The organism is Pseudomonas sp. DF11 (assembly GCF_058148565.1).
On record NZ_JBYVYN010000003.1, the window covers coordinates 119589 to 143935 of the forward strand.

Genomic DNA, 24347 nt, shown 5'->3' on the forward strand with positions numbered 1-24347 from the left:
CGCCACACCATTCTAACTCGAAGGAGTTTTCCATGACCCCACAACGTACCGCTTCACGCTCCCAACGCCTGAACCAGATCACCCACGAGCCCCACAGCAGGCTCGATGCACTGGTCAAGGCCCACGCCCCGTTCGAAACCCCGGCCAGCTTCGCCCGCTTCGTCGTGGCCCAGTACCTGTTCCAATCGGAACTGGTGGCGCTGTACAACGATGCCGAACTGTCCACCCTGATCCCCGACCTGCCGGCCCGTTGCCGGGCAGAAGCGGCCAAGACGGATCTGGCAGACCTGGACACCGAAGTCCCCGCGCCAGTGGCCGGAGCGGTGAAAAACCCGACCAAGGCCGAAGCCCTGGGCTGGCTGTTCGTCTCCGAAGGCTCCAAGCTCGGCGCCGCATTCTTGATCAAGCGTGCCGTGGGCCTGGGGCTGAGCGAAACCTTCGGCGCCCGGCACTTGGCGGAACCTGCCGGTGGACGCGCCGAAGGCTGGAAAACCTTCACCCGCACCCTCGACGGCCTGGCTTTCTCCGAGCAGCAGGAAGCCGAGGCGGACCAAGGCGCGCTGGATGCCTTTAACCGCTTTACGGTGTTGCTAGAGCATGCCTATGCAGCTGAATTGGCCTGAAAATTCACCACTATCCCTTGTGGGAGCGAGCCTGCTCGCGATTGCAGTGTGTCAGCTCCAATGACGGCGCCTGACACACCGCTATCGCGAGCAGGCTCGCTCCCACTGGGAAATGCGTATGCGCGAAAGATACTGATGAACCGTCCCTCGAAACTCGCCCGACTGCTCTTCGCCCTGCTCGCCTACACCAGCCTGGCCATCGGCCTGGTCGCCATCGTCGTGCCCGGCCTGCCGACGACCGAGTTCATCCTGTTGGCCGCCTGGGCCGCGACCCGCAGTTCGCCGCGCCTGAGTGCCTGGCTGGAAAACCATCGGTTGTTCGGGCCGATGCTGCACAACTGGCGCAACGGCAAGGTCATCCCGCGCAAGGCCAAGGTCGGTGCCACCGCCAGCATGCTGTTCTGCACCGGGTTGATGCTGGTGGTGCTCGACCATGGCTGGCCGGTTTACCTGGCACTCATGGGTATGGGCCTGGGTAACCTGTGGATCTGGTCGCGGCCGGAACAGGTGCAGGGCGCTTGCTCCCGCTGGGCCGCAAAGCGGCCCCAAACTCGATTTTGAACTATGATCGCCCTCTCGTACTGGAGGGCTTTCGATGTCAGATCTGCTCACGTCCATGCAAGCCGCGCTTGGTTTGCCCACGACCCCGATCACCTTCACCGGCGAAGGCGCCTTGCCCTCGGCGTTCGCCGTCACGGAACTGGCCTGCGCCAGCATCGCCGCGGCCGGCCAGGCCACCGCCGAACTCATCCACCAGCAAACCGGCCGCCTGCCCCCTGTCGAGGTCGACCGGCGTCTGGCGTCGTTCTGGTTCTCCACCTCCCTGCGCCCGATCGGTTGGAGCGTGCCGCCGATGTGGGACCCGGTGGCCGGCGACTATGCCTGCGCCGACGGCTGGATTCGCCTGCACACCAACGCGCCGCATCATCGCCTTGCCGCGGAAAAAGTCCTCGGCACCTGCGCCGACCGCGCCGACATGGCGGTCAGGGTGGCCCGCTGGAACAAGGCCGAGCTGGAACAGGCGGTGGTCGACGCTGGCGGTTGCGCCGCCGAGATGCGTTCATGGCAAGCATGGCAAACCCACCCTCAAGGCCTGGCAGTCAATGCCGAGCCGCTGGCGCACCTGAGTGAAACGCCTGGAGAGCAGCGCAAGCCCTGGCTTGGCTCCGTGAGCCAGCCACTGGCGGGCCTCAAGGTGCTGGACCTGACCCGCGTACTCGCCGGCCCCGTCGCCAGCCGCTTTCTCGCCGGCCTGGGGGCCGACGTGCTGCGCATCGACCCGCCAACCTGGAACGAACCCGGCGTAGTGCCGGAAGTCACCCTGGGCAAACGCTGCGCCCGCCTGGATTTGCACCGAGCTGAAGATCGCGTGGCATTCGAGGCTCTGCTCAAGGACACCGACATCCTCCTGCACGGCTACCGTGCCGACGCCCTGGAGCGCCTGGGCTACGGCGCCGCGCAGCGCCAGCAGATGGCCCCGGGCCTGATCGACGTCAGCCTCAACGCCTACGGCTGGAGCGGCCCGTGGCAGAACCGGCGCGGCTTCGACAGCCTGGTGCAGATGAGCAGCGGCATTGCCGAAGCCGGCATGGGCTGGAAACACACCGACAAACCGACACCACTGCCGGTGCAAGCGCTGGATCACGGCACCGGCTATCTGCTGGCGGCCAGCGTCCTGGTGTTGTTGTCCCGGCGCCTGGCGGGCGGTCACGGCGGCTCGGCACGCTTGTCACTGGCGCGTACGGCGAAGCTGTTGATCGAGCGCGGCGCGGGGGACTCGACCCCATTGCGCGCCGAGGCCGCCGATGATCAGGGACTGCTGGTCGAGCAGACACCCTGGGGACCGGCCCATCGCCTGCAGGTGCCCTTGAAAATCACCGGGACACCGCTGCAATGGACCTTGCCGGCGGCTGAACTGGGTGCTCATCGCGCGCAGTGGTGATGGCCGCCAATGCGAGCAAGACGTTCTGGCGAGGGGATTTATCCCCGCTGGGGCGCGAAGCGGCCCCCCAAGAGCAGGTTAGTGATTTTCCTGGCACACCGAGGCGCCAGGTTTCAGGGCCGCTTCGCGCCCCAACGGGGATAAATCCCCTCACCACAACGGCCACCTCTAATCCGCCGCAAAGGTGACCTTCGCCTCACAGCGCCAAAAACCCACTGTACAACCCATAAGCCGCCATACCCGCCCCGGCCATCACGCAGGCAAAAACGCCTTTTTCCACATGGGTGAACAACGACTGCCCCTGCTCACGCTTGGCCTGGGCAAACAGGATCACCCCCGGCGCATACAACAGCGCTGACAGCAGCAGGTATTTCACCCCACCGGCATACAGCAGCCACACCGCGTAGCACAGCGCGACGCCACCGATGCACAGGTCTTTCATGCGCCGGGCCGAGGCCTGTTCGTAAGTTTCTCCGCGGGCGCACAGCAGCACCGCATAGGCCGCCGACCACAGGTACGGCACCAGGATCATCGACGAGGCGAGATAGATCAGGCTGGTGTAGGTGCCTGCGGAAAACAGGGTGATCAACAAAAACAGCTGGATCATGCCATTGGTCAGCCACAGCGCGTTGACCGGCGCATGGTTGGCATTCTCCTTGGTCAGGAATGCGGGCATGGTCTTGTCCCGGGCGGTGGCGTAGAGAATCTCCGCGCACAGCAACGCCCAGGACAGCAGCGCGCCGAGCAGTGACACCGCCAACCCCACACTGATCAGCAAGGCGCCCCACGGCCCGACAATGTGCTCCAGGACACCGGCCAAGGACGGGTTCTGCAACTGCGCCAGTTCAGGCTGGCTCATGACCCCCAGGGACAACACATTCACCAGCACCAGCAACGCCAACACCCCGAGGAACCCGATCACCGTCGCACGCCCTACGTCCGCGCGCTTTTCTGCCCGCGCCGAATACACACTGGCGCCTTCGATACCGATGAACACGAACACCGTGACCAGCATCATGTGCCGCACCTGGTCCATCACACTGCCCAGGTCCGGGCTCAGCGTGCCCCAGATATCGCGGGTGAAAATCTCGGCCTCGAAGGCCACGCCGGCCATGACGACGAACATCAGCAGCGGCACGACCTTGGCCACGGTGGTCACCAGGTTGATGAACGCCGCTTCCCTGATGCCCCGCAGCACCAGGAAATGCACGGCCCACAACAGCAACGATGCACAGCCGATGGCCACCGGCGTATTGCCCTGGCCGAACACCGGGAAAAAATACCCCAACGTGCTGAACAACAAGACGAAGTAACCGACGTTGCCCATCCAGGCACTGATCCAGTAGCCCCAGGCGGACGAAAAGCCCATGTAGTCACCGAACCCGGCCTTGGCGTAGGCATACACGCCCGAGTCCAATTCCGGCTTGCGATTGGCCAGGGTCTGGAACACGAAGGCCAGGGTCAGCATGCCGACGGCGGTGATGGCCCAGCCGATCAGCACCGCACCGACATCGGCCCGAGCCGCCATGTTTTGCGGCAAGGAAAAGATCCCGCCACCGATCATCGACCCCACCACTAATGCGATCAGAGCGCCAAGGGGTAACTTTTCAATCGGCTGCGGCATGTTTTCTCACTATTAAATAAGTAAATAAAGCGACATAACGTTTTTGAATAACGTCATCCACGCAAAGTCCGAATGCTTATGGCCCGGCCATTGTCCAAGACACTAATTAAAAAGACCATGAGGCACGATTATTTTTGTCATGCAGGCATCCTACAAAATAGTTGCGACTCAGTGAAAATCAACTAGCGTGAATAATCCCAAGGCGAGGAAAACTTCCAACACCCTCGCCGAAGCCGCACGAAACGGGCCTTCCAAGCACTACAGACACCCACGGACGCTGTTAACTTCTTCATTAACAATGGAATGTTGCCATGCACTGATCCAGATCAGCTATTCAACTTTCAAATCGACTTAGTCTGTTGACTCTCTTCTCCTGCGCTGGAGTCTCGCAAATGTCTGATACCCCCGCAAAACTTCGATTGGGTGCATTGGTTGCACTGGTGGTCGGCTCGATGATCGGTGGCGGGATCTTTTCCTTGCCACAAAACATGGCGGCCAGTGCCGATGTCGGTGCGGTGCTGATCGGCTGGGCCATTACCGCCGTCGGCATGCTGACCCTGGCTTTCGTGTTCCAGACCCTGGCTAACCGCAAACCCGATCTGGACAGCGGTGTGTATGCCTATGCCAAGGCCGGTTTTGGCGACTACATGGGTTTCTCGTCGGCCTGGGGGTACTGGATCAGCGCCTGGTTGGGCAACGTCGGTTACTTCGTCCTGTTGTTCAGCACCTTGGGCTATTTCTTTCCGATTTTTGGTGAGGGCAATACCTTCGCGGCGGTGATCGGTTCATCGGTGTTGCTCTGGGCTGTGCACTTTCTGGTACTGCGAGGCATCAGGGAGGCGGCGTTCATCAACCTGGTGACCACCATCGCCAAGGTCGTGCCGCTGGTGCTGTTCGTGCTGATCGCCGTGTTCGCCTTCAAGCTCGATATTTTTACCGCCGACATCTGGGGCCTGAAGAACCCGGACCTGGGCAGCGTGCTGAACCAGGTTCGCAACATGATGCTGGTCACCGTGTGGGTGTTCATCGGCATCGAAGGTGCAAGCATTTTTTCCGCCCGCGCTGAAAAACGCACGGACGTGGGCAAGGCCACTGTCATCGGGTTCGTCACCGTGCTGTTGTTCCTGGTGCTGGTGAACGTGTTGTCGTTGGGGATCATGACCCAGCCGGAACTGGCGAAACTGCAGAACCCGTCGATGGCTGCCGTGCTGGAGCATGTGGTGGGGCACTGGGGGGCGGTGCTGATCAGCGTCGGCCTGATCATCTCGCTACTGGGCGCCCTGCTGTCCTGGGTGTTGCTATGTGCCGAGATCATGTTCGCCGCCGCCAAGGACCACACCATGCCCGAGTTCCTGCGCCGGGAGAACGCCAACCACGTACCGGCCAACGCCCTGTGGCTGACCAATGCGATGGTCCAGCTGTTTTTGGTCATCACCCTGTTCTCGGCCAGCACTTACCTGTCTCTGATCTATCTCGCCACCTCGATGATCCTGGTGCCCTACCTGTGGTCGGCGGCCTACGCAGTGCTGCTGGCGGTGCGCGGCGAGACCTACGAAAACGCCCTGGCCGAACGCCGCAAGGACCTGATCATCGGCGCCATCGCCCTGATTTACGCGATGTGGTTGCTGTATGCCGGTGGGGTCAAGTACCTGCTGCTCTCCGCCCTGCTCTACGCCCCCGGCGCGATCCTGTTCGCTAAGGCCAAGCGCGAGGTGGGCAAACCGGTTTTCACCTCTGTCGAGAAGCTGATTTTCGCCGCAGTGATCGCAGGCGCCCTGGTGGCCGCCTACGGACTCTACGACGGCTTCCTGACCCTGTAGATGGCTGATTGATTTAACTGGAGGATTTGTAATGACCACGGAAAAAGTGAAATACGGCGTTCATTCCGAAGCCGGTAAATTACGTAAAGTCATGGTGTGTTCCCCAGGCCTGGCTCATCAGCGGCTGACCCCGAACAACTGCGACGAACTGCTTTTCGACGACGTGATCTGGGTCAACCAGGCCAAGCGCGACCATTTCGATTTCGTCACCAAGATGCGCGAGCGTGACATCGACGTGCTGGAAATGCATAACCTGCTGACCGACATCGTCGCCATCCCCGAAGCGCTCGACTGGATCCTGGAGCGCAAGATCACCGCCAACTCGGTGGGCCTGGGCCTGGTGAATGAAGTCGGTTCGTGGCTGCGCAGCCTGGAACCGCGCCACATTGCCGAGTTCCTGATCGGTGGCGTCTCGGCCGATGACCTGCCGGACAGCTTCGGTGGCAAGACCATCCAGATGTTCCGCGACTTCCTCGGGCACTCCAGCTTCATCCTGCCGCCGCTGCCCAACACCCAGTTCACCCGCGACACCACTTGCTGGATCTACGGCGGCGTGACGCTGAACCCGATGTACTGGCCGGCGCGCCGCCAGGAAACCCTGCTGGCCAGCGCCATCTACAAATTCCACCCCGAGTTCACCCAGGCTGACTTCCAGATCTGGTACGGCGACCCGGACCAGGATCACGGCAACGCGACCCTCGAAGGCGGCGACGTGATGCCCATCGGCAACGGCGTGGTGCTGATCGGCATGGGCGAACGTTCGTCCCGCCAAGCCATCGGCCAACTGGCGCTGAACCTGTTCAAGCACAAGGCCGTGGAACGGGTGATCGTCGCCGGCTTGCCGAAATCCCGCGCCGCCATGCACCTGGACACCGTGTTCAGCTTCTGCGACCGCGACCTGGTGACGGTTTTCCCGGAAGTGGTGAGCCAGATCGTCGCCTTCTCCCTGCGCCCCGACGAAAGCAAGCCCGGCGGCATCGATGTGCGTCGTGAAGAAGGCAGCTTCCTCGACACCGTGGCCTCGGCCCTCAAGCTGCCAGCGCTGCGGGTGGTGGAAACCGGCGGCAACAGCTTCGCTGCCGAGCGCGAGCAATGGGACGACGGCAACAACGTGGTGGCCGTGGAGCCGGGCGTGGTGATCGGCTACGACCGCAACACCTACACCAACACCCTGCTGCGCAAGGCCGGTGTGGAAGTCATCACCATCAGCGCCAGCGAACTGGGCCGGGGCCGGGGCGGTGGTCACTGCATGACCTGCCCGATCATCCGCGACCCAATCGACTACTGACCTTTGAGCCTGGGCCGGCACCGCTCTCCATCCCACGGCAGAGACCGGCCCAGGGGATAACCGAACCCAAGGAGATCCAAATCATGGCTTTCAACATGCGCAACCGCAGCCTGCTGAGCTTGATGCATCACACCAACCGCGAGCTGCACTATCTGCTGGACCTGTCCCGCGACCTCAAGCGTGCCAAGTACACCGGCACCGAACAACCGCACCTCAAGGGCAAGAACATCGCGCTGATCTTCGAGAAAACCTCGACCCGCACCCGCTGTGCCTTCGAAGTCGCGGCCCATGACCAGGGCGCCCACGTCACCTACATCGACCCGGTGTCATCGCAGATCGGCCACAAGGAAAGCATGAAAGACACCGCCCGGGTGCTGGGGCGGATGTTCGACGCCATCGAATACCGTGGCTTCGAGCAAGAGATCGTCGAAGAACTGGCCAAGTTCGCCGGGGTGCCAGTGTTCAACGGCCTGACCGCCGAATTCCACCCCACCCAAATGATCGCCGACACCCTGACCATGCGCGAGCACAGCGACAAGCCGCTGCATGACATCAGCTACGCGTACCTGGGCGACGCGCGCTACAACATGGGCAATTCGCTGCTGATGATCGGCGCCAAGCTGGGCATGGACGTACGCATCGGCGCACCGAAAGCACTCTGGCCGCATCAGGACTTCATCGACCAGTGCCAGGCCTTCGCCGCCGAAAGTGGCGCGCGCATCACCATCACCGAGGACCCGAAGGAAGCGGTCAAGGGCGTGGACTTCATCCACACCGACATCTGGGTATCCATGGGTGAGCCAGTGGAAGCCTGGGATGAGCGCATCGAGCAATTGCTGCCCTACCAGGTCAACGCGCAAATGATGAAGGCCTCGGGCAACCCGCGGGTGAAATTCATGCACTGCCTGCCAGCGTTCCATAACAGCGAAACCAAGGTCGGCAAGGACATCGCCGCCCGCTATCCGAACCTGGCCAATGGCGTGGAAGTGACCGAAGAGGTCTTCGAATCCCCGGCCAACATCGCCTTCGAGCAAGCGGAAAACCGCATGCACACCATCAAGGCGATCCTGGTGTCGGCGCTGGCGGATATCTGAACACTGCCCGCTCCCATGCTGAAGTGCTCTTCACTGTGGGAGCGAGCCTGCTCGCGATAGCGGAGTCACAGGCGACATTGCATTCGACAGACACGCCGCCATCGCGAGCAGGCTCGCTCCCACAGGGGACCGCATTGTTCGTTCCATTTTTGAAAGGACAGCATCATGCGTATCGTCGTTGCCCTGGGCGGTAACGCCCTCCTGCGTCGGGGTGAACCCATGACCGCAGACAACCAACGCATCAATATCCGTACCGCGACCGAACAGATCGCGAAGATCCACCCCGGCAACCAACTGGTCATCGCCCACGGCAACGGCCCGCAGGTGGGCCTGCTGTCATTGCAGGCGGCAGCCTACACCTCGGTCACGCCGTATCCGCTGGACGTGCTCGGCGCCGAAACCGAAGGCATGATCGGCTACATCATCGAACAGGAATTGGGCAACCTGCTGGACTTCGAAGTGCCCTTCGCAACGCTGCTGACCCAAGTCGAAGTCGACGCCAACGATCCGGCTTTCAAGAAGCCGACCAAACCGATCGGCCCAGTCTACGACAAGGTCGAAGCCGAAAAACTGGCCGCCGAGAAAGGCTGGGCCATCGCCCCGGATGGCGAGAAATTCCGCCGCGTGGTCGCAAGCCCCAGGCCCAAGCGTATCTTTGAAATCCGCCCGATCAAATGGCTGCTGGAAAAGGGCAGCATCGTGATCTGCGCTGGCGGTGGCGGCATCCCGACGATGTACGGCGCCGACGGCAAGTTGCAAGGCGTGGAGGCGGTGATCGACAAGGACCTGTGCTCGGCGCTGCTGGCCGAACAGCTGGAAAGCGATCTGCTGGTGATCGCCACCGACGTCAATGCCGCGTTCATCGACTTCGGCAAGCCAACCCAGAAAGCCATCGCCCAGGCCCACCCCGACGAAATGGAAAAACTCGGCTTCGCCGCCGGTTCCATGGGGCCGAAGGTGCAAGCGGCCTGCGAGTTCGCGCGCAACACTGGCAAGGTCGCGGTGATCGGTTCACTCTCGGACATCGACGCGATCGTCCAGGGCAAGGCCGGCACCCGCATCAGCACAGCGACACCGGGCATCGCTTATCGATAACAGGAAACTTGTGGGGCAGATCCAGGGTCTGCCCTACTCCCATGCCTTCGAAGGAGAGTCGCTTATGGCCATGTTCGAACCCGGTCACCTGCACATGGAACGCCATGCACTGAACAAGGATGATTTCAGCTACAACCTGTGCATCGACTACAAGGTCGCCCAGGACGAAAAGGAAGGCACGGGCATGTCGTTCCGGGTGCATGGCACCGTTGAAGACAAGCACCTGGACGAGGCCTTTTTCCTGGCCAAGGACCAGGCCTTCGACTTCGCCCGCCATGCCACGCGCATCGCCCAGAAATACGGCTTGCCCAAGACCGCCAGCATCGGCTCGATGCACAAGTATTACGACGAAATGTTCGAAGACGTGCGCAAGCAACTGGACGTCAAGCCGGGGGATCCGATGAAGCCTGAGCACCTGGCATAACTCGCCCGAAAACACCTCTATCCCTGTGGGAGCGGGCTTGCTCGCGAAGACGGAGCAACAGTCGATATTGATGGTGACTGACACACCGCTTTCGCGAGCAAGCCCGCTCCCACAGGGGATATCAGCATTCTGAATGTCGGGTTAAATGCGAGGCTTACCAGGCTGGCAACCCACCACGGCTGACCTATGCTGAATGTAGTACCCCCGGGTATTCGTTCAGAGGTCACCGCCATGAACATCAAAACAAGAAGACGCCTCGCCATCTTCGTCACCTGCGCCGCCACGCTTGCGCTATATGGCACTGCGGCCTACCGGGTCGAGCAGGCCAGGCAACTGCCCCGTGAATACGCCAGTTGCAACTTCGAACGTTGCATCCCCCACAGTGCGACCCTGAACGCCCTGCGCTGAGGCGTGGTCAGTCGTCCTGTTGATCGGTCTTGAGCCGGTCCCGGAACGCCTTGGGCGAGATGCCGACGCGCCGGCGGAATAGCCGGGTGAAGTTGGTCGGGTCGGAAAACCCGAGCATTTCGGAAATCTCGTAGATGGTCATGCCGGTGTAGGTCAGCAGGCGCTTGGCTTCCAGCAACTGGCGCTCGTGCATGATCTGCAACGCCGGTTGCCCCGCCAGTTCCCGGCAGGTGCCATTGAGGTGCGACACGGAAATGCCCAGGCGATGGGCCAGGTCTTCGACCTTGACGTGCTCGCGATAGGTTTCTTCCACCAGCTGAATGAACCCGTTGAGGTATTCCCGGGCCCGTTGCGGGCGCTGGGCCTGGGTGTGGCGCTGCATCACCTGGCGGCTGACCCAGACCATGATCACGCTGACCAGCGCGTGCATCAGCATTTCCCGGGCCGGTTGGTGCCCCACATACTCATTCTGCAAGGCGCTGAACAGGCTATTGAGGTACTCGGCATTCTCAAGGGCGGGGTAGCTTTCGGCCTGGGCCAGGACGTTGACCGAATGCCCCAGTTGCCCTTGCAGGTGCGTGACCAGCGGTGCCGCCAGGGTCACCACGTAACCTTCCACATCCTCGGAAAAACGAAAGCCATGCACCGACAGCGGCGGCAGGATCTGCACCGCCGGTTCGGTGAGTAGCGTGCGCCGGCCTTCGATTTCCAGTTCCGCCTGGCCCCTGAAGACAAACAACAACTGGCACAGATCCGCATGCCGATGGGGTTTGATTTCCCATTGATGCTCGCGGCTGCGCTTGGAGATGGTTTCGCAGTGCAGCAGGTCCGGCGTCGGCCATTCCTGGCTTTCACCATAGAGCTTGAACACCGGGATCGAAGGCAGGTCAGGTTTTTTCATAACGTGGATCCGGGCCTGGGGGTAGCGGGCGATAATCGCACCAATTGGCGAAAAGAACAGGTATCGGCTCAGTTTTCCCCTTCAACTGACAGGTCCGCAAGCGAAAAATGTAGGCACTCGATTTCTAATAATCAACACCGACCCTGGTCGCGTGCTTCGTGCGAGTCATAAGAACAATGAAAACTCTCAAGACCCAAGTCGCTATTATCGGCGCAGGCCCCTCTGGCCTGCTGCTCGGCCAGTTGCTGCACAACGCCGGGATCGACACTGTCATCCTCGAACGCCAAACCCCGGAATATGTGCTGAGCCGCATCCGCGCCGGAGTGCTGGAGCAAGGCATGGTCGAACTGCTGCGCCAGGCCGGCGTTGGCCAACGCATGGACGCCGAAGGCTTGCCCCATGACGGCTTTGAGCTGGTGCTCAACGATCGGCGAGTACACATCGACCTCAAGGGCCTGACTGGTGGTAAAAACGTCATGGTCTACGGCCAGACCGAAGTGACCCGTGACTTGATGGCCGCCCGTGAAGCGGCCGGCGCCCGCACGCTGTATCAGGTCAGTAACGCCCAGCCCCAGGACATGCAGACCGACCAGCCGTTCGTGACCTTCGAGCACCAGGGCGAAACCTGGCGCCTGGACTGCGACTACATCGCCGGATGTGACGGTTTCCACGGAGTGGCGCGACAGTCGATTCCGGCGGAAAAACTGAAAGTCTTCGAACGGGTCTACCCGTTTGGCTGGCTCGGCGTCCTGGCCGACACCCCGCCGGTCCACGAAGAACTGGTCTACGCTCGTCACGCACGCGGTTTTGCCCTGTGCAGCATGCGCTCCAAGACCCGCACCCGTTATTACCTGCAAGTACCCGCCGAGGAGCAAGTGGCCGACTGGCCGGACGAGCGCTTCTGGCAGGAGCTGAAAAACCGCCTGCCCTTTGATCTGGCCGAAGCCCTGGTGACCGGCCCTTCCATCGAGAAAAGCATCGCGCCGCTGCGCAGCTTCGTGGTCGAGCCGATGCAATACGGGCGTATGTTCCTGGTGGGCGATGCGGCCCACATAGTCCCGCCCACCGGCGCCAAGGGGCTGAACCTGGCGGCCAGCGATGTCAGTACGCTGTTCAACATCCTGCTCAAGGTCTATCGCGACGGGCGGGTGGATTTGCTGGAAAAGTATTCGGCCATCTGCCTGCGGCGCGTCTGGAAGGCCGAGCGATTCTCCTGGTGGATGACCTCGATGCTGCACCGCTTCGACGACGATGCCTTCAACCAACGCATCAGCGAAGCCGAGCTGGAATATTTCGTCGACTCCGAAGCCGGTCGCAAAACCATTGCGGAAAATTACGTCGGCCTTCCTTACGAGGCTATCGAATAGCCGGCTACCGATTTAAACTGCGGACCTTGTCTCATTCGCCTCTACGGCCCGCAGGTTCTGCCGTGACTCAGTTCAATACGCTCCAAGCCCCGAAGCCGGCCATCCGCAGCGTGCTGGTGGCGCTGATGCTGGCGATTTTCCTGGGTGCGCTGGACCAGACCATCGTCGCCGTCTCGATGCCGGCCATCTCCGCCCAGTTTGCCGACGTCAGCCTGCTGGCCTGGGTGATTTCCGGCTACATGGTCGCCATGACCGTGGCGGTGCCGATCTACGGCAAGCTCGGTGACCTCTATGGACGCCGGCCGCTGATGCTGTTCGGCATGGGCCTGTTCACCCTGGCCTCGCTGTTCTGTGGCCTGGCACAAAACATGGAGCAACTGGTGCTGGCGCGGATTTTCCAGGGCATCGGCGCCGGCGGGATGATTTCGGTGAGCCAGGCGATCATCGGCGACATCATCCCGCCCCGCGAACGGGGTCGCTACCAGGGGTATTTCAGCAGCATGTACGCAGTGGCCAGCGTGGCCGGGCCGGTACTCGGCGGCTACATGACCGAATACCTGTCGTGGCGCTGGGTGTTCTGGATCAACCTGCCGCTGGGGCTCGCGGCCTGGTGGGTGGCCCGGCGCACCCTGGTCGGGCTGCCGGTGCCGCAACGCACGCCGATCATCGACTACTTGGGCACCGTGTTGCTGATCATCGGCCTCACGGCTCTGTTGCTGGGGATCACCCAGGTCGGCCAGGGCCATGCCTGGCACAGCCAGGAAGTACTGGGGTTACTCGGTTGTGCGGGGGTAACGCTGGGGGTGTTCGCCTGGCACGAGCGCCGGGCTCGGGAACCGTTGCTGCCAATGCACCTGTTCGCCAACCGCAGCGCGGTGCTGTGTTGGTGCACGGTGTTTTTCACCAGTTTCCAGGCGATTTCCCTGACCGTGCTGGTGCCGTTGCGCTTCCAGAGCGTGACCGGCGCGGGCGCCGACAGCGCGGCGTTGCACTTGTTGCCGCTGGCGATAGGGCTGCCGATAGGTGCGTACTTCGCTGGACGCCGGACCTCAATCACAGGGCGCTACAAACCCATGATCCTGAGCGGTGCCCTGCTCTTCCCGCTCACCATCCTCGGCATGGCCTTCACCCCGCCCGCCGCGTTCTGGCTCAGCAGCCTGTTCATGCTGCTCAGTGGCATCGCCTCTGGCATGCAGTTCCCCACTTCGTTGGTGGGTTCGCAAAACTCCGTAGAGCAACAGGACATCGGCGTCGCCACCAGCACCACCAACCTGTTCCGTTCCCTCGGCGGTGCGGTGGGCGTGGCGCTGATGTCGGCGTTGCTGCTGGCCTTGCTGCAGGATTCAAGCTTCGCCCAGATCGCCGGCTCGTCGCTGATCGGCGAAGGGCATTCCGGCAACGTCTTGCTGGACGGCCTGAACGCCGCCCCGGGCGAGGCGCAGAGTGCCTTGCGCCAGGAATTGCAGGCCACGTTCCGACATTTGCTGCTGATCAGCGCGGCGGTGTCGTTGCTGGGGTTGGCGGCGGCTTTGGCGATGCCCAATCGCCTGCTGCGTGGGCGGGACGAAAAGGTTCGGTAAGCGACGAACGCAAAATACGGTTGAACACAAAACCTGGGGTAACCACAATCCTGTGGCGAGGGGATTTATCCCCGCTGGGCGTGAAGCAGCCCCCAGAAAAGCACTCCATTTAACCCGACACATCGTGGCGCAAGCTTTAGGGCTGCTGCGCAGCCCAGCGGGGCTAAATCCCCTCGCCACAAAAGCTCGCTCGTCACAAGGCCTCAGTCTGGCGCGATCAGGCCGTCGCCGCGACACCCTCCGGCACCACCACCGCGCTCATCCCCTCCTTCATCCGCTTGGCATCGCGCACGAAACAGCGTGACGCCAGGAACAGGAACACCATGGTCAGAAACAGCGCCACCGGGATCAGGTACATCGCGTCATGCAGGCCGATGGCCTTGAACGCTTCGGTCATCTGGTCGACACCTGCGACGGCCATGGCCGTGCGGGCAAAGTAGTCGGACAAGCCGCCCACCACCACCGGCCCCAAACCACCACCGAGCAAATACAGCCCGGCAAAATACAGCGCCATCGCCGTGGCGCGCAGACGCGGCTCCACCACGTCCTGGATCGCGGTATAGACGCAGGTGTAGAAGTTATAGGCAAACAGCCACCCGATGCTGAACACCGCCACGAACACGCCGATTTCAATGCGCCCGGCATGCAGGGCCCACGCCGTGGTGACCGTCGAAATCGCCAGGCTGAACGCTGCGAACAGCAGGCGGCCGTTGGGCACGCGCTGGTGGATCTTGTCCGCGACCCAGCCGCCCAAGGTGAGCCCGAACAGCCCCGTCACGCCCACCATGATCCCGGTCGCCACGGCCGCCTCGTGCAGCGGCATCAGGAAATAACGTTGCAGCATTGGCACCAGGAACGAATTGCAGGCATAGGTGGCGAAGTTGAAGCACAGCCCGGCCAGCACCAGCCAGAGGAAGGTGGGAATCGCCAACACCCGACGGATCGGCCGGTCGATCTTTTCCTGGGACACTTGCACGGTTTCCGCCGCGCCGCGCTTGGGTTCCTTGATGAAGAACATGAACAGGGCCAACACCAAGCCCGGCACCGCCGCGATAAAGAATGGCGCGCGCCAACTGTCGAACGCCTTGACCATCGCCCCTATAGTGAAGAACGCCAGCAGCAACCCGATCGGCAGCCCCAACATGAAGATGCCCATGGCCCGCGCCCGCCGATGGGCCGGAAACAGATCGCCGATCAGCGAGTTGGCCGCCGGTGCATAACTCGCTTCACCGATCCCCACGCCCATGCGCACCATCAGGAACGCCCAGAAACTGCCCACCAGGCCATTGACCGCCGTCAGCGCGCTCCACGTCGCCAGGCCCCAGCCCATCAACTTGCTGCGCGAACCGGTATCGGCCAGGCGCCCCAACGGCAACCCGGCAATGGCGTAGACGATGGTGAAGGCGGTGCCGATGATGCCGATCTGGAAGTCGCTGAGGCTCCATTCCATACGGATCGGCTCGATGATGATCGCCGGAATGGTGCGGTCGAAGAAGTTGAACAGGTTGGCCAGAAACAGCAGGAACAGAATGCGCCAGGCATTCGCCGCTTGGGTCGAGTTCTGCATGGGTCCGTCTCTTTATTGTTATGGGGGCAACGGCGAGGCATCCGAGCCCGAAGTCTGCAATCTAGACAGCACCGCGCGGACTGTCTCCAATCATTCGCAAGGCTGATACCCGACCATGGCGAGCGGCGTGTTTATTGATAGCGGTCAATTTCCTGTAACAATTGCCATCATTTTGCCCGTTCTTGATTAAAGATCATCACCAGGTGGCCGATTCAACCTATCAGGAAAGAATCTCCCGAGCGGCGCTCAGGCTACAGCCCTGAACGCTCGGGCCGACCTTCGCTCCACCCAAGGACGCGAGCTCCCATCCTCGATGGTTCGATGACAGCGCTCGTCGAACCAACCAGTTCAGGCATATGGCGCACAATGACTTCCAAAAAAACAGCCACTGCGGTATCCGATCTGACCCTGAGCCCGGCCGCCAACGGTCCTGAAGCCCCGAAGCCGCCGAGGCGCTCACGTTCCCTGTCGACTCAGCAGTATCTGTATTTCACCGAAACCAACACCGATCGGATCCTCGACAACCTCGATGGTCTGCGCGACGCGGTGTTCCCACGCCCGCCCCATCTGATAGAGGACGAGAGCGACCGCGCCCAGCAGGAATTCCCGTCGGTGTGCCTGATCGGCCTGGGGCGCTGTGGCTCCAACATCGCCCTGGACGTGGCCGAGCTGGTGTACAACGCCCGCAAGTTCTACCTCAACGAATTCAACGCCGAAGACAAGGCCTACAGCGACAAGGGCTACAGCCCCGCGCAGTGGATCCGCAACAATCTGCGCCTGGGCACCAGCAAGGCCAGCAAACCGGTGTTCCTGGTGGAGCCGCTGGTGATGCTCGGCGACCTGGACAAGGACATCGCCGGGCGCATCCGCTTCTCGCGCAAGGGTGAGAAAAGCGGCTTTTTGCGCGACTACAGCAAAATGAAAATCATGGACCTGTCGGAAGTCCACGCCGGTGGCGCCGGTAACGCGCCGATCCTGGGCCAATACCTGGCCAAGATCATCCTGAACAAGGACACCCAGCGCTTCTCCAGCCCCGACTGGAAAATGATCCACTCGTACCTGATCGACAGCTGCGGCATCAAGGCCAACCAGTCGCGCCTGTACTTCTCGATCTTCAGTGCCGGCGGCGGTACCGGTTCGGGCATGGCCTCGGAGTTCGGCCTGGCCCAGCAGTACTCGTACATGAACAAGACGTTCGACACCAAGCCGATGGACGAACATGACGGCAAGAGCGGTCATTCCTTCGTCTTCGAACCGATCTTCACCAGCGGCATCTGCGTGCTGCCAAACATTTCCGATCACCGCAGCGAAATGTCCGAGGCCCTGCACATCAACGCCGGACGCCTGCTGTGCAAGTACCTGTCGGAAGAATGGGATTTCTCGTACAACTTCGCCAACGAAGACAGCAGCGAAGCCAGCGTCATGGGCCGTATTCGCCCGTGGAACGCGATGATGCTGATCTCCAACGACATCATGCGCTACGCCGAAGAAAGCGATGACGGCAACATTCAGAACATTGATGTCAATGCCATGGAGAAGCACGCCAACCAGTACATCTCCCAGCAGATCTTCAACATCCTGACAGCCCAGGCCGTCACGACCGACTATGACCAGAACTACTTCCGGCGTGCCGGCATCGACATCGGCGAAACCATTCGCCTGGACGCCAACGACCTGTTCATGAGCCTGGCCGGCCCGGTGGCGATTGCCTACGCCGAATCCGTGGTCCCGGAAACCCCGGCGCCCAGCGGCGACAAGTTCAAGGTGTTCGAGAAAGAGCCGCCGCGCCTGAACATCGACGACTTGTTTTTCCGCTCCATCGACCTGCCGCACTTCAACAAAGTCACCCAGGCCATCGAAGGCATCAGCCTGTTGCCGATCGAATCCAAGCGCTACCGCGCCTCGCTGGAGCAGTACAAGAATTCCGGCTACGACGCGGCGGCGTTGCATGACCTGCACTTCTTCAAGAATTGCTCGTCGGTGGTGTCCATCGTCTCGTTGCCCAAGGACTACAAGCTGTCCTATATGGACCTGAACCGGCTCAAGACCCACCTCAACAGCCTGTTCCCCAACACCACCCTCAAGCGTTACGCGTTGGTGATCGGCGCCTCGGCCAACCTGTCGCTGACCACCCTGATCGCCAAGAGCCCGTGCCTGTCGGACGACTTCCTGACCCTGATCGTGGCCTTCATCAAACGCTGCTTCGCCCGCACCCCGTACCGTTTCGACGACACCCTGGACAACTCGATCCTGGACTTCATCATCAATGAAGACTTCGACGAAGAACGGATCGACGATCTGCTCAACGAATTCGAAAACCCGGCGAAGATCCTCGACACCAACTGGTACGCGATCAAGCCGATGTACGAGAAGAAATACCGCGAGCTGATCAGCGACAAGGACAAGTTCGTCTCGATCAACGACATCCGCCTGTCCCGTGACTGCGTGAAGAAAGCCATCAAGTACCTGCGCGAGATCTACCGTCATCGCATTGGCAAGACCAAGGTTATTTCCCTTAATAACCATACTGGCAGGACTTACTGAGGCAGGCGCAAGAGCGCGTTGCCCCGAATCGCGAGCAGGCTCGCTCCCACATTTGATCGCGTTCTTCCTGAAGAAACTCGGTCTACTGTGGGAGCGAGCCTGCTCGCGATGGCGATCTCAAATACACTACACAACAACATCCAGAAACAATTGAGCAGCCCGAAGGCTGCTCAATAAACTGTTCCCGTTACGTATACGTCACCCTCTCCTGTGGCGTTTCGCCACGGCAGGACGCCATCACGCTACTCACCTACACACTTTCATCCGACAAAAATCACGAACCAAGTTGGTGCACCGATCAGTTCGACGCCCTTTCCTGGATCATAATCCAGGGCGAAACCACCACGGCCCAAAGCTGCGGATCACGCTCCAGAAAATCCAGCGCCCGCGTTTCAGACAGCTTGGCGAGCTGGTCGGCGGCCAGCCAGGCAGCGACTTTGGTCCCTTCGTCCTGGGCCACGGCTTCGGCGGCGGCGATCAAATCCAGTGCCGGATCGACCCACAATAGGGCACCCTTGGCAAAGAACGGCTCCAGCTCTTTCCAGGTGATGGATGCGGTTTCACCAAGCAGCTTGGCATAGAGGGTGCTAGGTTCTTGATTCATGGGACCTGTCCGGAAAAGAAATCGGCGCGAATGATAACGTCGGTGGTCTGGCAGAAAAACCCGGTAGTAATTGCAGCACCGATTGAAAAGCGCAGGAAAGCCAAGGATTGCCGATATAACCGGACAACCCCCGCCGCCATTCTGTCTTTTTCTTTCAATTAAGCGACACCCTCAGGTTTTGCCCCCAAGCGCCAGCTTCCCTTGCCAACAATCGGCGCTCTACACTGTACCGGTACAGTTGCCGGGGGCATTTCCGCGAGGGTATCCAAAATATCTGACCCGGTTCTGCTGCTACGGCGCCAGGACTATAAAAACTACAACAGCATGAGTGGAGCACTATGACTAAGGCTACTAAGCAGATTTCCAAACTGTTTGCCGCTATGGTTCTGGCCGGGGTTGCCAGCCATTCGTTCGCCGCCGACACCATCACTATCGGCATTGCCGGTCCGAAAACCGGTCCGGTCACCCAGTACGGCGACATGCAATTCATTGGCGCGAAACAAGCCATCAAAGACATCAACGCCAAGGGCGGCGTCGACGGCAAGATGCTCGAAGCCAAGGAATACGATGACGCTTGCGACCCTAAACAGGCCGTTGCCGTGGCCAACAAAGTGGTCAACGATGGCGTCAAGTTCGTCGTCGGCCACCTGTGCTCCAGCTCCACCCAGCCAGCTTCGGACATCTATGAAGACGAAGGCGTGATCATGATCACTCCGGCAGCCACCAGCCCGGACATCACCACTCGTGGCTACAAGATGATTTTCCGTACCATCGGCCTGGACAGCGCCCAAGGCCCTGCCGCCGGCAACTACATCGCCGACCACGTCAAGCCGAAAGTCGTCGCTGTACTGCACGACAAACAGCAGTACGGTGAAGGCATCGCCAGCGCCGTGAAGAAAACCCTCGAAGCCAAAGGCGTCAAGGTGGCCGTATTCGAAGGCCTGAACGCTGGCGACAAGGACTTCTCCTCGATCATCCAGCGCCTCAAGCAAAGCAACGTCGACTTCGTCTACTACGGCGGCTACCACCCTGAACTGGGTCTGATCCTGCGTCAGTCCAAGGAAAAAGGCCTGAAAGCCAAGTTCATGGGCCCGGAAGGCGTCGGCAACGACTCCATCTCGCAAATCGCCCAGGACGCTTCCGAAGGCCTGCTGGTGACCCTGCCGAAGTCCTTCGATGCCGATCCGGCGAACAAGGCCGTCGTCGACGCCATCAAGGCCGACGGCAAGGATCCGAGCGGTCCGTTCGTGTTCCCGGCCTACTCCGCGGTCCAACTGATCGCCGAAGGCATCAAGGCCGCCAAGAGCGAAGACACCGCCAAGGTCGCCGAGGCCATCCACAAAGGCACCTTCAAGACCCCGACCGGCGACCTGTCGTTCGACGCGAAGGGCGACCTGAAGGACTTCCAGTTCGTGGTCTACGAATGGCACTTCAACAAACCGAAGACTGAAGTCTCCCCTCAGTAAGCCAGGCATTACTGGTCAACAAGCCCACTGTGCGAGCAGTGGGCTTTGTTTTACGAGGTTTATGGGCCAGGCACCCGCGATCCGGGAGCTGGTTCACCTGAAAATCTTAAAACCGTCACCAGCGGTTCGCTGGCAAACGCTCGGGGCGAATGTGATCAGAGAACACAGCACCGGGCCGGAACATGACTCCACCAGTGAAATGCGTATCGGGTTTTTAGGAGCGCTGTAATGCCTGAGATCTATCATTTTTTCCAACAGCTGGTTAATGGCCTGACCATTGGCAGCACCTATGCCTTGATAGCCATTGGCTACACAATGGTTTACGGCATCATTGGAATGATTAACTTCGCCCATGGCGAGGTCTACATGATCGGTTCCTACGTGGCTTTCATCGCCCTTGCCGGGCTGGCCATGATGGGTATCGATTCACTGCCGCTGTTAATGACCGCCGCGTTCGTGGCGTCGATCATCGTAACCAGTGCCTATGGCTACAGTATCGAGCGCGTTGCCTACCGCCCCTTGCGTAGCAGCAACCGATTGATCCCGCTGATTTCCGCCATCGGCATGTCGATCTTCCTGCAGAACACCGTATTGCTGTCCCAGGACTCCAAGGACAAGTCGATTCCCAACCTGATCCCGGGGAGCTTCTCCTTCGGCCCGGGCGGCGCCGAAGAAGTACTGGTTTCCTACATGCAGATCCTGGTATTCGTCGTGACCCTGGTCGCCATGCTCGGGCTGACCCTGTTCATCTCCCGTTCCCGCCTTGGCCGCGCCTGCCGCGCCTGCGCCGAGGACATCAAGATGGCCAACCTGCTGGGTATCAACACCAACAACATCATCGCCCTCACCTTCGTCATCGGTGCCGCGCTGGCGGCTGTCGCCGCGGTGCTGCTGAGCATGCAGTACGGCGTGATCAACCCGAACGCCGGTTTCCTGGTGGGCCTGAAGGCCTTTACCGCAGCGGTACTGGGTGGCATCGGCAGCATTCCGGGCGCGATGCTCGGTGGGCTGGTGCTTGGGGTGGCCGAAGCGTTCGGTGCCGATATCTTTGGCGACCAGTACAAGGACGTCGTGGCGTTCGGTCTCCTGGTCCTGGTCCTGTTGTTCCGGCCGACCGGCATCCTCGGCCGTCCGGAGGTTGAGAAAGTATGAACAAATATCTTAAACAGGCGCTGTTCAGCGCCGCGCTGGTCTGGGCCGTGGCCTTCCCTGTGCTGGGCCTCAAGCTGAGCATCGTCGGGGTCAACCTTGAAGTGCATGGCACCGGTCCCCTGACATTGAGCGTGATTGCCCTGTGCTCGGTGCTGATGTTCCTGCGGGTGCTGTTCAGCCAACAGGTCGGCACGCTGTTGCGCTCCAACCGTGGCCCGCTGGTTTCGCCCAAGGTCAGCCAGTTCCTGTCCCTGCCTCGCACCCAGCGCCAGATCATCATCGCGTTGATCGTGGTTGCGCTGGTCTGGCCGTTCTTCGGCTCCCGCGGCGCGGTGGACATCGCCACGCTGATCCTGATCTATGTCCTGCTGGGACTGGGCCTGAACATCGTGGTCGGCCTGGCCGGCCTGCTCGACCTGGGTTATGTGGGCTTCTACGCTGTCGGTGCCTACAGCTATGCGCTGCTGTCCCATTACTTTGGCCTGAGCTTCTGGATCTGCCTGCCCATCGCCGGGATGATGGCGGCCACCTTCGGCTTCCTGCTGGGCTTCCCGGTGCTGCGGCTACGGGGCGACTACCTGGCCATCGTGACCCTGGGCTTCGGCGAGATCATCCGGTTGTTCCTGCGTAACCTCACCGACCTCACCGGCGGCCCCAATGGTATCAGCAACATTCCCAAGCCGACGTTCTTCGGACTGAGCTTCGACCGCACCGCGGCCGAGGGCATGCAGACCTTCCACCAGTTCTTCGGGCTGACCTACAACCCCGTCAGCAAGGTGGTGTTCCTCTACCTGGTCGCGCTGTTGCTGGCCCTGGCCGCGCTGTTCGTCATCAACCGCCTGCTGCGCATGCCGATCGGCCGTGCGTGGGAAGCGTTGCGTGAAGACGAAATCGCCTGCCGTGCCCTGGGTCTCAACCCCACCGTGATCAAGCTGTCGGCCTTCACCCTCGGTGCCGCCTTCGCTGGTTTTGCCGGTAGCTTCTTCGCCGCCCGCCAGGGTCTGGTGACGCCGGAATCCTTCACCTTCATCGAATCGGCGATCATCCTCGCCATCGTGGTACTGGGTGGGATGGGCTCGCAGCTGGGCGTGATCCTGGCAGCCATCGTGATGATCCTGCTGCCCGAAATGATGCGTGAATTCAGTGAATACCGCATGTTGATGTTCGGCGCCTTGATGGTGCTGATGATGATTTGGCGTCCTCAAGGTCTGCTGCCTATGCAACGCCCCCACATGGAGCTGCGCAAATGAGCCGCGAGATCCTCAAAGTCGAAAACTTGAGCATGCGCTTCGGCGGCTTGCTGGCGGTCAACGGCGTGGCCCTGACCGTGAAAGAGAAACAGGTGGTTGCGCTGATCGGACCGAACGGCGCGGGCAAGACCACCGTGTTCAACTGCCTGACCGGCTTCTACCAGCCCACCGGCGGCACCATCATGCTGGACGGCGAGCCGATCCAGGGCCTGCCCGGCCACCAGATCGCCCGCAAGGGTGTGGTGCGCACCTTCCAGAACGTGCGGCTGTTCAAGGACATGACGGCGGTCGAGAACCTGTTGATCGCCCAGCATCGTCACCTGAACACCAACTTTTTTGCCGGCCTGTTCAAGACCCCGGCGTTCCGCAAGAGCGAACGCGAGGCCATGGAGTACGCCGAGTACTGGCTGGAGAAGGTCAACCTCAAGGAGTTCGCCAACCGTACCGCCGGGACCCTGGCCTACGGTCAGCAACGACGCCTGGAAATCGCCCGCTGCATGATGACCCGTCCGCGGATCCTCATGCTCGACGAGCCGGCCGCCGGCCTGAACCCCAAGGAAACCGAAGACCTCAAAGCCCTGATCGGCGTGTTGCGTGAAGAGCACAATGTCACCGTGCTGCTGATCGAGCACGACATGAAGCTGGTCATGAGCATTTCCGACCACATCGTCGTGATCAACCAGGGCACGCCCCTGGCCAACGGCTCGCCGGAACAGATCCGCGACAATCCTGAAGTGATCAAAGCCTACCTGGGGGAAGCGTAAATGCTGCAGTTCGAAAACGTTTCCACCTTCTACGGCAAGATCCAGGCCCTGCACAGCGTCAACGTCGAAGTCCGCCAGGGCGAGATCGTGACGCTGATCGGTGCCAACGGCGCCGGCAAGTCCACCCTGCTGATGACGCTCTGCGGTTCGCCCCAGGCCCACAGCGGCAGCATCCGCTACATGGGTGAGGAACTCGTGGGCCAGGACTCGTCGCAGATCATGCGCAAGAGCATCGCGGTGGTGCCGGAAGGCCGTCGGGTCTTCGCTCGACTGACCGTGGAAGAAAACCTCGCCATGGGCGGATTCTTCACCGACAAGGGCGACTATCAGGAACAAATGGACAAGGTGCTGCACCTTTTCCCCCGCCTGAAAGAACGCTTTACCCAGCGCGGCGGCACCATGTCCGGCGGCGAACAGCAAATGCTCGCCATCGGCCGTGCGCTGATGAGCAAGCCCAAGCTGCTGCTGCTCGACGAGCCTTCGTTGGGCCTGGCGCCGATCATCATCCAGCAGATCTTCGACATCATCGAACAGCTGCGCAAGGATGGCGTGACGGTGTTCCTGGTGGAGCAGAACGCCAACCAGGCGCTGAAAATCGCCGACCGGGCGTACGTGCTGGAGAACGGTCGCGTGGTGATGCAAGGCACCGGTGAAGCGCTGCTGACCGATCCGAAAGTGCGCGAGGCGTACTTGGGCGGTTGAGTCTGTCGCAATGAAAAAACGGCCTTCGGGCCGTTTTTTTTGGGGGCAAGCCTTGCTCCCACAAAAACCTACCCTCACCCCATTGGGTTTCGAAATAAAAAATCGAGAACCGCTGTAACACTTCCCCACGCC

22 protein-coding genes are annotated in these 24347 nt (G+C 61.1%); 17 read left to right on the forward strand and 5 right to left on the reverse strand.

Annotation, left to right across the window (positions count from 1 at the left end):
• Positions 1 to 32 precede the first annotated feature (32 nt).
• The 3 genes from AC30D9_RS10900 to AC30D9_RS10910 all read left to right on the forward strand — a co-directional run bounded on the left by AC30D9_RS10900 (position 33) and on the right by AC30D9_RS10910 (position 2565).
• Positions 33 to 623, forward strand: coding sequence for a biliverdin-producing heme oxygenase (locus AC30D9_RS10900; RefSeq protein ID WP_490144025.1), 591 nt, complete (start codon positions 33 to 35; stop codon positions 621 to 623).
• A gap of 135 nt (positions 624 to 758) precedes the next feature.
• Positions 759 to 1184, forward strand: coding sequence for a YbaN family protein (locus AC30D9_RS10905; RefSeq protein ID WP_490144026.1), 426 nt, complete (start codon positions 759 to 761; stop codon positions 1182 to 1184).
• 34 nt (positions 1185 to 1218) lie between these two features.
• Positions 1219 to 2565 (forward strand): CoA transferase, encoded by a 1347-nt coding sequence (locus tag AC30D9_RS10910; protein WP_490144027.1) that lies wholly within the window; start codon positions 1219 to 1221, stop codon positions 2563 to 2565.
• A 196-nt stretch (positions 2566 to 2761) separates the two neighbouring features.
• On the opposite strand, the gene arcD (AC30D9_RS10915) is transcribed toward AC30D9_RS10910, so the two are convergent.
• Positions 2762 to 4189: an arginine-ornithine antiporter gene (gene arcD / locus AC30D9_RS10915; protein ID WP_307574859.1), complete on the reverse strand. Its 1428-nt coding sequence runs from the start codon at positions 4187 to 4189 to the stop codon at positions 2762 to 2764.
• A gap of 392 nt (positions 4190 to 4581) precedes the next feature.
• On the opposite strand from arcD (AC30D9_RS10915), the gene arcD (AC30D9_RS10920) reads away from it, so the two are divergent.
• From arcD (AC30D9_RS10920) to AC30D9_RS10945, 6 genes are all read left to right on the forward strand, one after another.
• Complete coding sequence (arcD, locus tag AC30D9_RS10920) at positions 4582 to 6009, forward strand: arginine-ornithine antiporter (protein WP_490144028.1); 1428 nt, start codon at positions 4582 to 4584, stop codon at positions 6007 to 6009.
• A gap of 31 nt (positions 6010 to 6040) precedes the next feature.
• Entirely contained in the window at positions 6041 to 7297 is a 1257-nt protein-coding gene (arcA, locus tag AC30D9_RS10925; RefSeq protein WP_134923084.1) for an arginine deiminase, read from the forward strand.
• An 83-nt stretch (positions 7298 to 7380) separates the two neighbouring features.
• Complete coding sequence (locus AC30D9_RS10930) at positions 7381 to 8391, forward strand: ornithine carbamoyltransferase (RefSeq protein ID WP_047228378.1); 1011 nt, start codon at positions 7381 to 7383, stop codon at positions 8389 to 8391.
• Positions 8392 to 8556: 165 nt separating this feature from the next.
• Positions 8557 to 9486 (forward strand): carbamate kinase, encoded by a 930-nt coding sequence (gene arcC / locus AC30D9_RS10935; protein WP_134923083.1) that lies wholly within the window; start codon positions 8557 to 8559, stop codon positions 9484 to 9486.
• A 64-nt stretch (positions 9487 to 9550) separates the two neighbouring features.
• Positions 9551 to 9910: a DUF5064 family protein gene (locus tag AC30D9_RS10940; RefSeq protein WP_490144029.1), complete on the forward strand. Its 360-nt coding sequence runs from the start codon at positions 9551 to 9553 to the stop codon at positions 9908 to 9910.
• A gap of 231 nt (positions 9911 to 10141) precedes the next feature.
• Positions 10142 to 10318: a hypothetical protein gene (locus tag AC30D9_RS10945; protein WP_162843733.1), complete on the forward strand. Its 177-nt coding sequence runs from the start codon at positions 10142 to 10144 to the stop codon at positions 10316 to 10318.
• Between the two features lie 7 nt (positions 10319 to 10325).
• On the opposite strand, the gene AC30D9_RS10950 is transcribed toward AC30D9_RS10945, so the two are convergent.
• Positions 10326 to 11219: a helix-turn-helix domain-containing protein gene (locus tag AC30D9_RS10950; protein ID WP_134923081.1), complete on the reverse strand. Its 894-nt coding sequence runs from the start codon at positions 11217 to 11219 to the stop codon at positions 10326 to 10328.
• 176 nt (positions 11220 to 11395) lie between these two features.
• Between AC30D9_RS10950 and pobA the strand changes: the two genes are divergently transcribed.
• The gene (gene pobA, locus AC30D9_RS10955; RefSeq protein WP_490144030.1) at positions 11396 to 12586 is read left to right on the forward strand and encodes a 4-hydroxybenzoate 3-monooxygenase; all 1191 of its coding nucleotides are present in this window, start codon (positions 11396 to 11398) and stop codon (positions 12584 to 12586) included.
• A 62-nt stretch (positions 12587 to 12648) separates the two neighbouring features.
• Entirely contained in the window at positions 12649 to 14166 is a 1518-nt protein-coding gene (locus AC30D9_RS10960) for an MDR family MFS transporter (protein WP_134923079.1), read from the forward strand.
• Between the two features lie 217 nt (positions 14167 to 14383).
• On the opposite strand, the gene AC30D9_RS10965 is transcribed toward AC30D9_RS10960, so the two are convergent.
• Positions 14384 to 15733 carry a spinster family MFS transporter gene (locus AC30D9_RS10965; protein WP_490144031.1) on the reverse strand — a complete coding sequence of 450 codons (1350 nt, stop codon included), beginning with the start codon at positions 15731 to 15733 and terminating at the stop codon, positions 14384 to 14386.
• Positions 15734 to 16099: 366 nt separating this feature from the next.
• Between AC30D9_RS10965 and AC30D9_RS10970 the strand changes: the two genes are divergently transcribed.
• Positions 16100 to 18277, forward strand: a complete 2178-nt coding sequence (locus AC30D9_RS10970; RefSeq protein ID WP_134923077.1) for a hypothetical protein — start codon at positions 16100 to 16102, stop codon at positions 18275 to 18277.
• A gap of 298 nt (positions 18278 to 18575) precedes the next feature.
• On the opposite strand, the gene AC30D9_RS10975 is transcribed toward AC30D9_RS10970, so the two are convergent.
• Positions 18576 to 18881: a DUF2288 domain-containing protein gene (locus AC30D9_RS10975; RefSeq protein WP_053119051.1), complete on the reverse strand. Its 306-nt coding sequence runs from the start codon at positions 18879 to 18881 to the stop codon at positions 18576 to 18578.
• On the reverse strand, positions 18878 to 19039 hold the full coding sequence (locus tag AC30D9_RS10980) for a hypothetical protein (RefSeq protein ID WP_167659282.1): 162 nt from the start codon (positions 19037 to 19039) through the stop codon (positions 18878 to 18880). The genes AC30D9_RS10975 and AC30D9_RS10980 overlap by 4 nt, the downstream gene beginning before the upstream one ends.
• Positions 19040 to 19219: 180 nt before the next feature.
• Here AC30D9_RS10980 and AC30D9_RS10985 point away from each other — a divergent pair, with 180 nt between their 5' ends.
• The 5 genes from AC30D9_RS10985 (at position 19220) to AC30D9_RS11005 (ending at position 24215) form a co-directional block, all read left to right on the forward strand.
• Positions 19220 to 20347, forward strand: coding sequence for a branched-chain amino acid ABC transporter substrate-binding protein (locus tag AC30D9_RS10985; RefSeq protein ID WP_134923076.1), 1128 nt, complete (start codon positions 19220 to 19222; stop codon positions 20345 to 20347).
• 228 nt (positions 20348 to 20575) lie between these two features.
• A complete protein-coding gene (gene livH / locus AC30D9_RS10990) occupies positions 20576 to 21499 on the forward strand; it encodes a high-affinity branched-chain amino acid ABC transporter permease LivH (protein ID WP_053153077.1) in 924 nt (307 codons plus the stop codon).
• On the forward strand, positions 21496 to 22749 hold the full coding sequence (locus AC30D9_RS10995) for a high-affinity branched-chain amino acid ABC transporter permease LivM (RefSeq protein WP_109755719.1): 1254 nt from the start codon (positions 21496 to 21498) through the stop codon (positions 22747 to 22749). The genes livH and AC30D9_RS10995 overlap by 4 nt, the downstream gene beginning before the upstream one ends.
• Positions 22746 to 23513 (forward strand): high-affinity branched-chain amino acid ABC transporter ATP-binding protein LivG, encoded by a 768-nt coding sequence (gene livG / locus AC30D9_RS11000; protein WP_134923074.1) that lies wholly within the window; start codon positions 22746 to 22748, stop codon positions 23511 to 23513. The genes AC30D9_RS10995 and livG overlap by 4 nt, the downstream gene beginning before the upstream one ends.
• Positions 23514 to 24215: an ABC transporter ATP-binding protein gene (locus AC30D9_RS11005; protein WP_123342436.1), complete on the forward strand. Its 702-nt coding sequence runs from the start codon at positions 23514 to 23516 to the stop codon at positions 24213 to 24215. It abuts the gene before it with no gap.
• Positions 24216 to 24347 lie beyond the last annotated feature (132 nt).